We start from the raw sequence: 13248 nt of genomic DNA on the forward strand, positions 1-13248 counted from the left end.
GGCCGAGGAATTCCGCGCCCGGCAACGGGTAACCGCCGGGCCGAACGCGACGACACCGGGAGGACGCGATGGGTACCACGCCGCAGGGCCAGGTCGACACGGTCGTGCTGATCCACGGGCTGTGGATGACCCCGCGCAGTTGGGAGGGGTGGGTCGAGCGGTACACCAGGCGTGGCATGCACGTCATCGCCCCCGCCTGGCCCGGCATGGACCTGCCCGTGGAGCAGTTGCGCGACGATCCCGGCCCCATCGCCCAGCAGAGCGTCGCGACGGCTGTCGCGCACTACGACCGGATCATCCGGGCGCTGCCCCGACCGCCGATCATCATGGGTCACTCGTTCGGCGGGCTGTTCACCCAACTCCTGGTCGACCGAGGCCTCGGCGCGGCCGGCGTCGGAGTGCACCCCGCGGCGGTGAAGGGGGTGCTCAAACTGCCACTGAGCCAGCTACGCTCCGCGTTCTCGATCCTGCGCAACCCGGCCAACCGGCAGAAGGCCGTCCCGTTCACCCCGGACGAATTCGCCTATGCCTTCGGCAACACGATGAGCCGCGAGGACTCCGACCGGGCCTGGCAGCGCTACGCCGTCCCGGGTGCCGGTCGGGTGCTCTTCGAGAGCGCGTTCGCCAACCTCGACCCGACCTCGCCCGCCAAGGTGGACAACGGCCGCAACGACCGCGCGCCGCTGCTGCTGATGGGCGGGGGCGCCGATCATGTGGTGCCGGCGACGGTCGTGCGCTCCAACGCGGGTCTCTACCAGAAGTCCCGGGCGCTCACCGCGTACGAGGAGTTTCCCGGACGCTCGCACTTCACCGTCGGGCAGGACGGCTGGGAGGCGGTCGCCGACTACGCGCTGGACTGGGCGCTCCGCGCGGCGGCACTGCCCCGGGAGGCGACAATCGCCAGCGAGGCCCCCCGCCGCTGAGCCGTCGCGCCCAGCTTCCGCCAGAGGAACTCCAACGTCAGCGCCCAGAGGAAGGCCCGCTGTTCGTTGGTCGCCGCTGCGCCGTGTCCACCATCGACGAACTCGTAGTAGGCCACCTCGTGACCGTCCTCGCGCAGCCGGGCCGCCATCTTGCGGGCGTGCCCGGGATGCACCCGGTCGTCCCGGGTCGAGGTGATGAGCAGGGCCGGCGGGTACGACCGGAAGGTACGGGTCATCGCCGTCATCGGTCAGCCTTGCCACCCTCGCAACTATTCCGACGGGCGACTCGCGGCCGCATTCAGATGTCAGCATGGCGACTCAGCGGGGCTTGATATCAATTTCGCGCTTGATTGATATCATCGACGATGATCGCCCACCTGAGGAGGCACCGTGAGCCGGACGATCCTTGATGTCGATGACGAACTACTCGCCGAAGCCGGCAAGATCCTGGGCACCACGACGAAGAAGGCCACCGTCAACGCCGCCCTCAAGGCTGTCGTCGACCGGGAGAAGCGGCGGCAGTTCGCCGACTGGCTCAAGAGCGGTGGGCTACCCGATCTGACAGGCCCTGTCGAGACCGCCAAGCCGGACGCGGCGTGAGTCACGAGCATTACCTGCTGGACAAGTCAGCCCTCGCCCGTTGGCCCAAACGCCGAGTGGCTCCGGTGCTCGGTGAGCTCTCCGACCGAGGGCTGCTCGCCGTGTGCGGAGCGGTCGAGATAGAAGTCATTCACAGTGCCCGCACTGCCAAAGATGCGCAGCGTGCCCGGTGGTTGCTGGGCGGCTTCCGGTGGCTGTCGATGCCCGACGAGGTCTGGGATCGAGCGGTCGACGTGCAGGTGCAGGCTCTGCACAAGGGCAACCACCGGGCGCTGTCCATGGCGGATCTGCTGATCGCCGCCACGGCCGAGCGACACGGCGTCACCCTCCTGCACTACGACGGCGACTTCGACCTGATCACCGCGATCACTGGGCAACCCAGCACCTGGGTCGTCCCGCCCGGCACCGCTGACTGATCACGCGCTTGTCCGGGACCTGCTTTCCCGGCATGCCTGCGAGCTTCGTGGGTATCTCCGCGGGATGAGGGCGAGCTTCCGGCTTGGCCGGGTCGCAGGAGTGCCGGTTGGCGTCAACTGGAGCGTTCTGGTCATCTTTGCGCTGATCGCGTGGGCTTTGGCCGCCAACCAGTTCCCCCGCTCGTACCCCGATCGCTCGCCCGTGGCGTACACCCTGGCCGGGCTGGCCGCGGCGGTGGTCTTCTTCGTCGGCCTGCTTGCCCACGAGGTGTCGCACGCGGTGGTCGCCAAGCGCAACGGGCTGACGGTCGACGGCATCACGCTCTGGCTGTTCGGCGGCGTGGCCGAGCTGAAGGGCGAGCCGCGCGACCCGGGCGCGGAGCTGCGAATCGCGGGCGTCGGCCCGCTGGTCAGCCTGCTGATCGGGGCGTTCTTCGGCGCCATAGCCGCGCTGCTCGCGCTGGCCGGGCAGGGCGGGTTGCTGCTCGGGGCGGTGGCGTGGCTGGCCGGCATCAACGTGCTGCTGGCCATCTTCAACGTGCTTCCGGCCGCGCCCCTGGACGGCGGCCGGCTGCTGCGCGCCGCCGTGTGGAAGGCCACCGGTGACCGGACCCGGGCGTCCGTGGTCGCCGCCCGGGCTGGCTGGGTGCTGGGGGTGCTGCTGATCGGGCTCGGGCTGTGGCAGTTCCTGTCCGGGGTCGGTTTCGGTGGGCTCTGGTTGGCGCTGATCGGCTGGTTCCTGATCGGCGCGGCCGGGATGGAGGAGCGGCAGGCCCGCACCGGGAGCGCGCTGCGCGGAATTCGGGTAGGCGACGTCATGACCCCGCAGCCGCAGACCGCCTCGGCGGAGATGACGGTCGCCGACTTCGTCGACCACTACCTGTTCGCGTACCGGCATTCGGCGCTGCCGCTGACCGAGGAGGGCCGGCCGACCGGCCTGGTCACCGTCGACCGTGTGCGGGGCGTACCGCCCGAGCGGCGGGCGTCGACCACCCTCGCTGAGGTTGCCTGCCGGGCCGACCAGCTGGTCCTGGCCCAGCCGGGTGAACAGCTCAACGACCTGCTCCCCCGGCTCAGCGAGTGCGCCGACGGCCGCGCCCTGGTGGTGACGGACGACGGCCGCCTAACCGGAATAGTCTCCCCCAGCGACATCAGCCGCGCCGTCCAACGCAGCACCCTCCGCACCCCCAACCCATCCCGTTGATCATGAAGTTATTGCGCCGACACGCCGCGCCAGGCGGCAATAACTTCATGATCAACGGGGAGGTCAACGGGGTGGGGGCAGCGGGGAGGTCAACGGGGGTTAGCGGGGGAAGTAGTGGTTTAGCAGGTTGGTTCCGAACTTCTGCTTCGGGTCCAGGTCGGTCAGCAGGGCGGTGAAGTCGGCGTGGCGCGGGTAGCGGGCGGCCAGCTCAGCCGGGTCGGTGACGAAGACCTTGCCCCAGTGTGGGCGGGGCGCGAACGGTGCCAGCCGCTCCTCCACCGCGGCCACCACCGGCAGCACGGCTGCGGTGTCGTCGGTCCAGGTGAAGTGCAGCACGAAGCTGTCCCGCCGGTGGTTCGGGCTGAGCCACAGCTCGTCCGCCGCCACCGTGCGCAACTCGGACACCTGCAGCACCGGAGCGATCAGGTGCGCCACGTCGTCCAGCGCGGCGAGCGCGTCGGCCGCCGCCGTCCGCGGCACGTGGTACTCGGACTGCAGCTCGTCGCCGCTGCTCGGGGTGAAGCCGAGCTTGAAGTGCGGCAGCCGCTCGTGCCACGGGCCCGGCTCGCCGAGCTGCGGGGTGCAGTTCTCCGCCGGCATCCCGAGCACCGGGTGCCGTGGCTCGTCGGCGGCCGTGGTGCCGAGCCAGTCCGCCGGGGGCGGCGGCTGGTCCGCCACCTGCTTGCGCCACACCTCACGCAGCCGGGGCGTACGCCAGTCGGTGAAGACACTCACGCTGTACGCCGAGCCGAGCGCCTCGTCCAACGCCTCCCGGGGCAGGTCGAGGCGTACGTACTGGCGCAGCGTGAAGGTTGGCACCACGTCCAGGGTGACCCGGGCGACCAGGCCGAGCGCGCCGAGCCCGACCACCATGCCAGTGAACGCGTCGTCGTCGCGGTCGACGTGCAGCAGGTCGCCGTCGGCGGTGACCAGCTCCAGGGCGGCGACGGAGGTGGCCAGGTTGCCGTGGGTCTGACCGGAGCCGTGGGTGGCGGTGGCCACCGCGCCGGCCACCGAGATGTGCGGCAGCGAGGCGAGGTTGGCCAGCGCGTTCCCCTGGGTGTGCAGTTGCTGGGCGACGTCGCCGTAACGCATCGCGCCGCTCACGGTGACCTGCCCACGCTCGGGGTCCACATCGACCACCGGTGGCAGCCCGGCGAGCGTGACCAGGTCACCGACGGTGTCGCCGAAGCGGTTGAAGGAGTGCCCGCTGCCCACCGCCCGGATCCGGGTGCTGCCGGCGACCAGGCGGCGCAGCTCGTCGATGGAGGTGGGTCGGTGGAACGCGCGCGCCGCGTACCGCACGTTGCGGGCCCAGTTGTGGCGCGGCACGACGCCCGATGCGTCGCTCTGCCCCTGCGCGGTCATGTGGCGGTCTCCCGATCGGTGGACTTGTGGTCGGCCAACGCGACGACTAGGGCGCCCAGAGCCATATCCGTCTGGAGCCCGCCATAGCCACGCTGAGCGACCGGCAGGCCAGCCGCGCAGGCGCGTTCGATCTCGCCCCGGGCTGCCTGCCGGGTCGGCGCGTCCCCGGACACCAGGGCGTCCTGGCCACGCCGGATCAGCTGGTCGACCCGGTTCATCTGGTAGCCGCGCAGGCTGGCGGGGAGGTCCGGGTCGGCGAAGGCGGCGCCGCGCAGAGTGGGCAGGTCGACGAAACGGTCACCGGCGTAGCGGGTGAGCGCGGCGGACACCTGCTCGGGCCGCTCGCGGACCTGGTCGAGGACGAGCAACTCGATGGCGGGGCGGCCGTCGATCGGATGGCGGGCGGTCACCGGCTCAACCGTCACACCCGGCACGGGCACCAGCAGCAGCCTCGGCGGCTCCGGACGGCCGTCGCGCCGGGGTGGCTCGTCGAGGATCAGCGCGTCGACCTCGGCCCACCGGATCACCCGGCGTAGGCCGGGCCGTCGGATGGTGAGCCCCTCCGCGCCGATCCCGAACCGGAACGGTCGCAGCGCGCTGACCAGCGCCACCACGCCGAGCGCAACAGCGCCCACCGCGATGACCATCCGTAGCAGGGCGCCGTCGCGCGGCAACGCCAGCAACACCACCCCACCGAGTACGCAGACCAGGGCGAGCACCAGGGCGCCCCGATTCCGGCGTAGTTCCACGCTCGGACCCCCGTTCATGACCGTGGCGTCGGTCCCAGCATCTTCCGCCAAACCGGGCACCGAGGACACCGGTCGATCGGGCACGGTTGTTCTCGTCATCGTCGGGGAACCCTACGCGCATGAGCAGCTACCGTGATCCGGCCCTACGGGGCGATGTCTTCCCCTCCGAGGAGGAGCTGGACCCCACCGGCACCGAGGTCGAGCAGGCCAGCGCGCCGCCGGCCAGCGGGTTGCCGAGCCATCCGGCGCCCACGCCCGGCCCCCGACCCACACCGGCACCCGCGCCGGCCCCGACGCCGGTGCCGACACCCGGGCCGGCGCCGCGCGCGCCCGGTGCCGGGGCACAGTCGATTGTGACCCGGCACCTGGACGGCTCGGTGGAGGTGGTCACCGACCTCGACGGCGACGGCGTCGCCGACATCGTCCAGATCGACGTGGACGGCGACGGGATCCCCGACATCACCTATGTGGACAGTGATGGGGACGGGCGACTGGACACCGTGCTGCGCGACCCGAACGCGATCGGGACGGGCGCCGGCGCTCACCGCGACGCCTGACCGGCGGCACCACGCCCCGGCTCAGAGCTTCGCCATCACCTCGTTGGCGACCAGCTCAAGGTGCTCCAGATCGCTGAGGTCCAGCACCTGGAGGTAGAGCCGCTCACTACCGATCTCCCTGTACCGACCAATGGTCTCCAGGACCTCGCCAGGGGTCCCGGCCAGACCGTTGGCCCGCAGCTCGTCCGGTTCACGGCCGATGGCGGCGGCCCGGCGGGCCACCTCGGCGTCGTCGCGCCCGCAGCAGAGCACCAGGGCGTTGGACCAGACCATCTCGGCCGGGTCCCGGCCGATCTCGACGCAGGCCGCGCGGACCCTGTCGAACTGCGCCGCCGTGTCCGGCACCGAGGCGAACGGCAGGTTGAACTCGTCGGCGTAGCGGGCAGCCAGGCGGGGAGTGCGCTTCGGGCCCGTCCCGCCGAGCAGGATCGGTGGGCGCGGCTGCTGCACGGGCTTGGGTAGTGCGGGCGAGTCACTGACCGGGTAGTACCGCCCGGCGTGATCGAACCGCTCCCCCGGCGGCGTGGACCAGAGCCCGGTGATGACCGCGAGCTGCTCCTCCAGCCGGTCGAACCGCTCGGCCAGCGGTGGGAACGGGATGCCGTACGCGGTGTGCTCCTCGGCGTACCAACCGGTGCCGATGCCCAGCTCGACCCGGCCGCCGCTCATCTGGTCGACCTGCGCCACGGTGATCGCCAGCGGGCCGGGCAGCCGGAAGGTGGCGGCGGTCATCAACGTGCCGAGCCGGATGCGGCTGGTGTCCCGGGCCAGGCCGGCCAGCGTGGTCCACGCGTCGGTGGGGCCGGGCTCGCCGGTCACGTCACCCATCATCAGGTAGTGGTCGGACCGGAAGAACGCACCGTAGCCGGCATCCTCGGCGCAGCGGGCGACGGCGAGCAACTGGTCGTAGGTGGCACCCTGCTGAGGTTCGGTGAAGATCCGCAGTTCCATGATCCGAGCATAGGGATCTGACTCCGGTGCCGCTCCGGGACGGGCGCACCGCCGCATATGCCTTGACGGACATATGATCCGAGGGGCATATTGGCTTCCGTGTCCCTCGACTCCTTCACGGTCCTCGCCGAGCCCACCCGGCGTCGGATCCTCGACCAGCTCCGGGACGCGGAGCACAGCGTCGGCCAACTGGTGGACAACCTCGGGGTCAGCCAGCCGGCCGTCTCCAAACACCTGCGCGTGCTCCGCGAGGCCGGCTTCGTCTCCTGCCGGATCGCCGCCCGGCAACGGATCTACCGCCTCGACCCGGGCCCGCTGCGGGCGGTCGACGGGTGGCTGGCCCCGTACCGCCGGCTGTGGGACCGGCATCTGGACGCCCTGGAACAGCACCTCGACAGTCAGGAGCAGTGAATGGACCGCGACGCGTTCCGCCCCAGCCCACCCGCCGAGGTGCGCGCCGAACCCGCCGAGGACGGCGTCACCCTGGTCTTCGTCCGCGACCTTCGGCATCCGCCGGCCACCGTCTGGGCGGCGCTGACCGACCCGGCCCGACTCGCCGAGTGGGCGCCCTTCCTCGCCGACCGGAACCTCGACTCCCCCGGGGCCGTGGTGCTCACCATGGTCGACGGGGAGACCACCACACCGACCGCGGCGGGCGTACGGCGTGCCGAGCCGCCGCACGTGCTGGAGTACACCTGGGGCGACGACCTGCTGCGCTGGGAGCTGAGCCCGCTGGGCACCGGCACCCGACTCACCCTGCGGCACACGGTCGCCGATCGGGGCATGCTGCCGATGGTCGCGGCCGGCTGGCACCTCTGCCTCGACGTGGCCGACCGGCTGCTCGACGGCGACCCGGTCGGCCCGATCCGGGGTGCCGAGGCCAGGGACTTCGGCTGGCCCGAGTTGCGCGACGCGTACGCCGAACGACTCGGCGAGAGCTGACCTGCCGTACCCGCTGACCGGCGAACGCGCCGCGCACCTCCCCCGACCGGGCCGTCACGGGCGACGGGTGTCCTGGTCATCCGGTGCCGACGCCTCTACCGCCCGCGAGGCCACAACGTCCACGCTGGACGGAGCCTGCCGCGACCGACGGCTCGGCGGACGCGAGGAGGAGACGATGGATGCTCAGCACCGCGACCGGCTGACGACGGCCGTGGCGGACCTGGTCCCGGAGCTGTCCCGACGGGCCGGCGAGATCGAGCAGACCCGGGGGTTGCCCGCCGACCTGCTCGACGCGCTGCGCGCCGCCGGCTGCTTCCGGATGTTCGTGCCGCGTAGCCACGGCGGTTACGAGGCCGACCTGCACACCGGGCTGCGGGTGCTGGAGACGCTGGCACGGGCGGATGGGGCGACCGGGTGGACCGTGATGATCGGCGCCGAGACACCGCACCTGCTGGCGATGTTGCCCCGGGAACGGTTCGACAAGCTCTACGCCGAAGGCCCGGACGTGGTGGTGGCCGGAGGCTTCGCCCCGCAGGGCCGAGCCGAGCCGACCGACGGTGGCTACCGGGTCACCGGGCGCTGGGCGTTCGCCAGCGGCAGCCGCCACGCCGACTGGATCTTCGGCAACTGCCTGGTGACCGACGCCGGACAGCCGCCGGCCGGGGAGCCGCCGCAGCTGCGCTCGATGCTCTTCCCGGCCGACCGGGTCACCGTCCACGACACCTGGCACGCGTTGGGCCTGCGCGGCACCGGCAGCCACGACGTCGAGGTGACCGACGCGTTCTGCCCCACCGACGACAGCCTCGACCTGTTCACCGGGGTGCCCTGCGTACCCGGGCCGGGCTTCGTCGCGCCGCTGGTGCACTTCGTGCTGCACCTCGGCGCGGTGGCCGTGGGCATCGCGCAGGGCGCACTCGACGACATGGTCGCATCGTTGGCCGGCGGCCGGCAGCGGCTCTACGCCCGCCAGTCGCTGGCGGACTCGCCGGCCTTCCGGATCCAGCTCGGCCGGGCCGACCTCGACGTCCGGGCCGCGCGGGCGCTGCTGCGCGACCTGGCCGACGATCTCTGGGCCGCCTGCGCCACCGACCCGGCAGCGGTGGCCCGGCTGCACCCGCGGATCTCGGCCGCGCTGCCCTGGGTGACCGAGCGGACCGCCGCCGCGGTGGACGCCTGCTACCGGGCCGGTGGCGGCGGGGCGTCCCGGGACGGTGCGCCGCTGCAACGCCGGTTCCGGGACATCCACACGTTCAGCCAGCACGCCGCGGCAGCCGAGGGTTGGCTGGGCAACAACGGCACTCAACTGCTCGGCCGCTCGGTCGAGCTGGCGTACTGAGCGCTGGCGGCTCGGTCAGACGTAGGGCCGCTTGGTGTACGCGGCCCGGAGCGCGGCCAACCCTTCCGCCTTCGGCGTCAGGGTGCCCCACCCGGAGTTGAAGTAGTTGGTCCGCACGATCCGCGGCCCACGCTCGGCGTTGAGCTGGGCGATCGCCGCCGGCACGGTGGCGATCCAGGCCGACTGGTTCGGAATTTCGGCCGACCTGACTCCCCACTCCGCGATGATCACGGGCCGGGACAGCGCCACCGGGCCGAGGTCCGCCACCGCCCAGTCCTTGGTGCGGCGAAACCGGGCCAGCGCGGTGTGGCTGGCGTTGGTGGCGTACGCGTTCCACTGGAGGAAGTCGAGTCGGGCCATCAGCGCCTCCGGGTGGGTGCGCTGGAAGCAGGCCCGGTCGAAGCCGCCCAGCCCCACCGAGAAGGTCGTCCCGGCGGGCACCGTCCGGGCCTTGAACCAGGTGAGGATGTAGTTCATCGCCTGCACCGCCCGAGCGTCCGACTCGGCCCAGGTGTACGCCTTGCCGTCCTCGGTGGTGCCGAACTCGTGGTCGGTGTCCAACTCCGAGGCGAGCTGGATGTTCACCCCGAAGCCGAGCGTCCGGTACTGCGCCAGCGCGCGGTGGAACAGCCCGTCGCACTGGCCCTTGAGCACCTGGCCGTACCCGTACGCCCTCGGCCAGGTGGTGCCGGGTCGCTGCTGGATGGTCATCGACGGCGCTGGCACGGTGTAGTTGGTGACGTCCACGGTGAAGGTCTGCGGCCCCGCGTTCGGGGCGCCGTAGTGCTTCAGCTCAAGGACCATGTTCATCTGCACCCCGGCCTTACCCAGGTTGATCAGCCAGGGCCGGTTGTAGCCGGGAAAGGTGTAACCGTCGGCGAAGCTGCGGTACTGGGTGAGCGACCGGAAGCTGCCGCCGGCCATGTCGGCGGTCGGATCGGCCCCGCCGGACAGGTAGTAGCCACCGAGCACCGGCTGGCTCAGGCTGTAGTCGGCGGTGGCCGTCGCGGTGTTTCCGGCGGCGTCGCGGACCTGGGCCGTGACCCGGGGCATCACGCCACCGACCGGTACACGGCCACGGAGCCGCTGTCGGAGACCCGGGTCCAGGCACGCCCGGAGTTGTCGGTGACGGTCACGGTGAGCGGGTCGATGACCGCGGTGACCTTGACCGGCGCGCTGCTGTTGCCCTGCGCGTCGGTGACCACGATGGTGACGGTCAGCGGTTTGGTGTCGGCGTCTGAGTAGGTGACGGTCAGCAGCATCTGGTCACCCGGCGCGAAGACGGATGCGTTCAAGGCTGCGGTCGCGGTGGGAGCGGCCATGTCGGGCCCTTTCTGGCTCGATCGCCAGGGCTCGGCGCGCGGTTGAGCGACGCCGGACCCGGCGGGGTCCACAGTGCGAGAGGCCGGCGGGGCACGGGGACGGCAGGCACGGCCAGTGGGCGGCATCGCCTGACTGTCGGCGGTGCTGACGTCCTTTTCCCCGTGGGCGGAAGCACCGCTGCGGGCGCCCGCAGGGGTGTCGGTGGCAGCCACGGACGGTCGTACGCGTGATCGACACGGCTTCTGTGCCGTGACCGCCGCCGCGTCGAGGCCGGGCTGTGTGAGGGCGGCACCGGTGCGGACGATGTTGTCCCCGCCGGTCCGGAGGATTGGGATGTGGCCCGCCACCCGTCTACCTCCACCTGCCCCAACAGTGCTCTACCAGGGGCTTTACCGTCCAGTCCGGATCGCGACACCGCGCTGGTGTGGCTTCGGCGCAGTGGTTACTCGGAGGCGGTGCCCCGCACAGCCCAGGCCCGCGCGGTGAGCCGGAACGATACGACAGGCCCTTTCCGTCGGCGCTGACGTTCAGTCGAGATGGTCGGCGGGGACAGTCTGGAGCAGCCAGGCCAGCGGCATCCGTGCCCGCGCCTCGTAGGCGCCGTCCCCGCTGAGCCGGTGCAGGGTGACCGTCTGAGCGCCGTCCCGGTCGACCACCCAGTACTGCGGTATCCCCGCCGACGCGTACTCGCGCACCTTGGTCACCGCGTCCATCGCCTCTGAGCCTGGCGAGACGATCTCCACGACGAGTACGACGTCGGTGACCGCTGCCCAGACGCTGCGAGTCGGCGGCTTACGCCAAACACTGAGGTCTGGAATGCGGCCGCCGTCACCGTCCGGTCCGGAGATGCGCACACCGGCCGCCTGGAGCACCTGTTCGGCGGGCCATCCGGCCATGATCAACCAGGCGAAGAGGCGACTGGCGATCATGGCGTGTTCCGAATCGGGCGGCGGCATGACCGACAGGACCCCCTCGGGGCTGGTCTCGTAGCGGTGACCGTTCGGATCGGCAGCGTTCATCGCCGCCACGTCGTCGAGCGTCACAACGGCGGGCATGTGCATGCCAACAGCCTCAGCGCTCATGAACCCCATCCTAGGCGACCAGCTCCGCCGACTCGGGCAGCGTGGAATCAGCGACGTCGCTGTGCCGCGTCGAGCAGAGCGGGCGGGGTGTCGAACTTTTCGTGTGCGGCAAGGTCGACGCCGGGCGCGACGATCGCGTCGATCGCGTCGAGCACGTCGGCGGTGAGGACGGTGTCCGCGGCGGCGAGCTGCGAGTGCAGGTGATCCATGGTGCGGGGGCCGATGATCGCGCTGGTCACGGCGGGGTGCGCGGTGACGAACCCGAGCGCGAGCTGGATCATGGTGAGGCCGGCCTCGTCGGCGACTGTGGCCAGCTGCTCGACGGCGTCCAACCTGGCCTGGTTTGTTGGGATGCTGATGTCGAAGCGCTCCGGCAGGATCGCCGAACGGCTGGTGGTGATGTCCCGGCCCGCACGGACCGCGCCCGACAGCCAGCCCGAGGCCAGCGGGCTCCACGCGAGCACGCCGAGCCCGTACTGCTCGGTCACGGGCAGGACGTGGGCCTCGACCCCGCGCTGCAGGATCGAATAGCTGGGCTGCTCCGTGACGTAGCGGCTGAGGTGATTTTCCCGCGCGGCCCATTCGGCCTGCACGAGCCGGTACGCGGGGAAGGTCGAGGAGCCGAAGTAGCGGATCTTTCCCGCCCGCTGCAGATCGGTCAGAGCCGACAGCGTCTCCTCGTCGCTGGTGGTCGGGTCCCAGCGGTGGATCTGGTAGAGGTCGACGTGGTCGACGCCGAGGCGGCGCAGGCTGTTGTCCAGCTCGGTGACCAGCCAACGGCGCGAGCTGCCCCGGTGATTGCGCTCATCACCCATGGGCATGGCCGCCTTCGTGGCCAGCACGATGTCGTCGCGACGGCCGGCGATGGCCTTGCCCACCAACTCCTCCGACTCGCCCTGGCCGTACATGTCGGCGGTGTCAATCAGGTTGATCCCGCCCTCCAGCGCGGCGTCGACGATCGCCGTCGCCTCTTCCTGGGTGGTTCGTCCCAGTTGGCCGAAGTTCATCGCGCCCAGTACGAGGGTGCTGACCTGCACACCGGTGCGGCCCAAGGTGCGGTACTGCATGACTGTTCCTCCATGAGACGGGAGCGTGGCTTGGCTCTGGCCCACCTGCTCTGGCATGCTGGGCAAGTGGAACCGTGTTCCGCTAGAACCATACGGAACGCTGTTCCGTTTGCCAAGTGGAGTGGTGGAGGTAACGGCGCGGTGGCCGACATCGACAGCGGATCAGGGCAAGCGGCCCCGCGGAAGCGAGCCGACGCCCGGCGCAACGAGGCGACGCTGCTGAGCGCCGCCGCCGCGGCATTCGTCGCCTCCGGCGTCGACACGCCCGTACGCGACATCGCGGCCAGGGCCGGCGTCGGTGTCGGCACGATCTACCGCCACTTCCCGACGCGCGCCGACCTCATCGTCGCCGTCTATCGACACCAGGTCGAGGCGTGTGCGGAGGCCGGGCCGGTGCTGCTGGCCGACAGCAGCACGCCGCACGCTGCCCTGGCGCAATGGATCAACCTCTTCGTCGACTTCCTGGTCACGAAGCACGGCCTCGCCGAGGCGCTACAGTCCGACAACGCCGCCTTCGCGACCCTGCACGCCTACTTCCTGGACCGCCTGGTGCCCGTGTGCGCCCAACTGCTCGACGCCGCCGCCACGGCGGGCGAGATCCGCCCCGACGTGAATGCCTTGGAGTTGCTGCGTGGCGTCGGCAACCTCTGCATCGGCGCTGGCGATCCCCGCTATGACGCGCGCCGCATGGTCGGGTTCCTCGTCGCAGGGCTGCGCCAACGCTAGAACC

General features: G+C 71.2%; 17 protein-coding genes. 9 read left to right on the forward strand and 8 right to left on the reverse strand.

Annotated features, from left to right (window positions below; translation table 11 throughout):
- Window positions 1-68: 68 nt before the first annotated feature.
- Window positions 69-923 (forward strand): alpha/beta fold hydrolase, encoded by an 855-nt coding sequence (locus ABZT18_RS26340; RefSeq protein ID WP_355252697.1) that lies wholly within the window; start codon window positions 69-71, stop codon window positions 921-923.
- On the opposite strand, the gene ABZT18_RS26345 is transcribed toward ABZT18_RS26340, so the two are convergent.
- Window positions 845-1168: a prolyl oligopeptidase family serine peptidase gene (locus ABZT18_RS26345; protein ID WP_355252700.1), complete on the reverse strand. Its 324-nt coding sequence runs from the start codon at window positions 1166-1168 to the stop codon at window positions 845-847. The genes ABZT18_RS26340 and ABZT18_RS26345 overlap by 79 nt on opposite strands.
- Before the next feature lie 145 nt (window positions 1169-1313).
- Between ABZT18_RS26345 and ABZT18_RS26350 the strand changes: the two genes are divergently transcribed.
- The 3 genes from ABZT18_RS26350 (at window position 1314) to ABZT18_RS26360 (ending at window position 3143) form a co-directional block, all read left to right on the forward strand.
- Window positions 1314-1523 (forward strand): type II toxin-antitoxin system VapB family antitoxin, encoded by a 210-nt coding sequence (locus ABZT18_RS26350; RefSeq protein ID WP_354996982.1) that lies wholly within the window; start codon window positions 1314-1316, stop codon window positions 1521-1523.
- On the forward strand, window positions 1520-1939 hold the full coding sequence (locus ABZT18_RS26355; RefSeq protein ID WP_354996981.1) for a PIN domain nuclease: 420 nt from the start codon (window positions 1520-1522) through the stop codon (window positions 1937-1939). Before ABZT18_RS26350 ends, ABZT18_RS26355 begins: the two co-directional genes overlap by 4 nt.
- Window positions 1940-2003: 64 nt before the next feature.
- Complete coding sequence (locus ABZT18_RS26360) at window positions 2004-3143, forward strand: site-2 protease family protein (RefSeq protein ID WP_355252703.1); 1140 nt, start codon at window positions 2004-2006, stop codon at window positions 3141-3143.
- A 99-nt stretch (window positions 3144-3242) separates the two neighbouring features.
- Here the strand turns inward: ABZT18_RS26360 and ABZT18_RS26365 are convergent, their stop codons facing one another.
- Complete coding sequence (locus tag ABZT18_RS26365; protein ID WP_354996979.1) at window positions 3243-4511, reverse strand: FAD-binding protein; 1269 nt, start codon at window positions 4509-4511, stop codon at window positions 3243-3245.
- Window positions 4508-5260, reverse strand: coding sequence for a hypothetical protein (locus ABZT18_RS26370; protein WP_354996978.1), 753 nt, complete (start codon window positions 5258-5260; stop codon window positions 4508-4510). The genes ABZT18_RS26365 and ABZT18_RS26370 overlap by 4 nt, the downstream gene beginning before the upstream one ends.
- 119 nt (window positions 5261-5379) lie before the next feature.
- Here ABZT18_RS26370 and ABZT18_RS26375 point away from each other — a divergent pair, with 119 nt between their 5' ends.
- Window positions 5380-5817: a hypothetical protein gene (locus ABZT18_RS26375; protein ID WP_354996977.1), complete on the forward strand. Its 438-nt coding sequence runs from the start codon at window positions 5380-5382 to the stop codon at window positions 5815-5817.
- A gap of 21 nt (window positions 5818-5838) precedes the next feature.
- On the opposite strand, the gene ABZT18_RS26380 is transcribed toward ABZT18_RS26375, so the two are convergent.
- Entirely contained in the window at window positions 5839-6768 is a 930-nt protein-coding gene (locus ABZT18_RS26380; protein WP_354996976.1) for an LLM class F420-dependent oxidoreductase, read from the reverse strand.
- 99 nt (window positions 6769-6867) lie between these two features.
- Here ABZT18_RS26380 and ABZT18_RS26385 point away from each other — a divergent pair, with 99 nt between their 5' ends.
- From ABZT18_RS26385 to ABZT18_RS26395, 3 genes are all read left to right on the forward strand, one after another.
- Entirely contained in the window at window positions 6868-7179 is a 312-nt protein-coding gene (locus ABZT18_RS26385) for a metalloregulator ArsR/SmtB family transcription factor (RefSeq protein ID WP_354996975.1), read from the forward strand.
- Window positions 7180-7710 carry an SRPBCC family protein gene (locus ABZT18_RS26390; protein ID WP_354996974.1) on the forward strand — a complete coding sequence of 177 codons (531 nt, stop codon included), beginning with the start codon at window positions 7180-7182 and terminating at the stop codon, window positions 7708-7710.
- Window positions 7711-7885: 175 nt separating this feature from the next.
- The gene (locus ABZT18_RS26395; protein WP_354996973.1) at window positions 7886-9046 is read left to right on the forward strand and encodes an acyl-CoA dehydrogenase family protein; all 1161 of its coding nucleotides are present in this window, start codon (window positions 7886-7888) and stop codon (window positions 9044-9046) included.
- A gap of 15 nt (window positions 9047-9061) precedes the next feature.
- On the opposite strand, the gene ABZT18_RS26400 is transcribed toward ABZT18_RS26395, so the two are convergent.
- From ABZT18_RS26400 to ABZT18_RS26415, 4 genes are all read right to left on the reverse strand, one after another.
- On the reverse strand, window positions 9062-10099 hold the full coding sequence (locus ABZT18_RS26400; protein WP_354996972.1) for a hypothetical protein: 1038 nt from the start codon (window positions 10097-10099) through the stop codon (window positions 9062-9064).
- Window positions 10099-10368: a hypothetical protein gene (locus ABZT18_RS26405; RefSeq protein ID WP_354996971.1), complete on the reverse strand. Its 270-nt coding sequence runs from the start codon at window positions 10366-10368 to the stop codon at window positions 10099-10101. The genes ABZT18_RS26400 and ABZT18_RS26405 overlap by 1 nt, the downstream gene beginning before the upstream one ends.
- 528 nt (window positions 10369-10896) lie before the next feature.
- Window positions 10897-11451, reverse strand: a complete 555-nt coding sequence (locus tag ABZT18_RS26410) for a Uma2 family endonuclease (protein WP_354996970.1) — start codon at window positions 11449-11451, stop codon at window positions 10897-10899.
- Window positions 11452-11498: 47 nt separating this feature from the next.
- The gene (locus ABZT18_RS26415; RefSeq protein ID WP_354996969.1) at window positions 11499-12518 is read right to left on the reverse strand and encodes an aldo/keto reductase; all 1020 of its coding nucleotides are present in this window, start codon (window positions 12516-12518) and stop codon (window positions 11499-11501) included.
- Between the two features lie 141 nt (window positions 12519-12659).
- On the opposite strand from ABZT18_RS26415, the gene ABZT18_RS26420 reads away from it, so the two are divergent.
- Window positions 12660-13244: a helix-turn-helix domain-containing protein gene (locus tag ABZT18_RS26420; RefSeq protein ID WP_354996968.1), complete on the forward strand. Its 585-nt coding sequence runs from the start codon at window positions 12660-12662 to the stop codon at window positions 13242-13244.
- The last annotated feature ends 4 nt before the right edge of the window (window positions 13245-13248 follow it).

This window comes from Micromonospora sp. NPDC005291 (genome assembly GCF_040607415.1).
Classification (GTDB): Bacteria; Actinomycetota; Actinomycetes; order Mycobacteriales; family Micromonosporaceae; genus Micromonospora.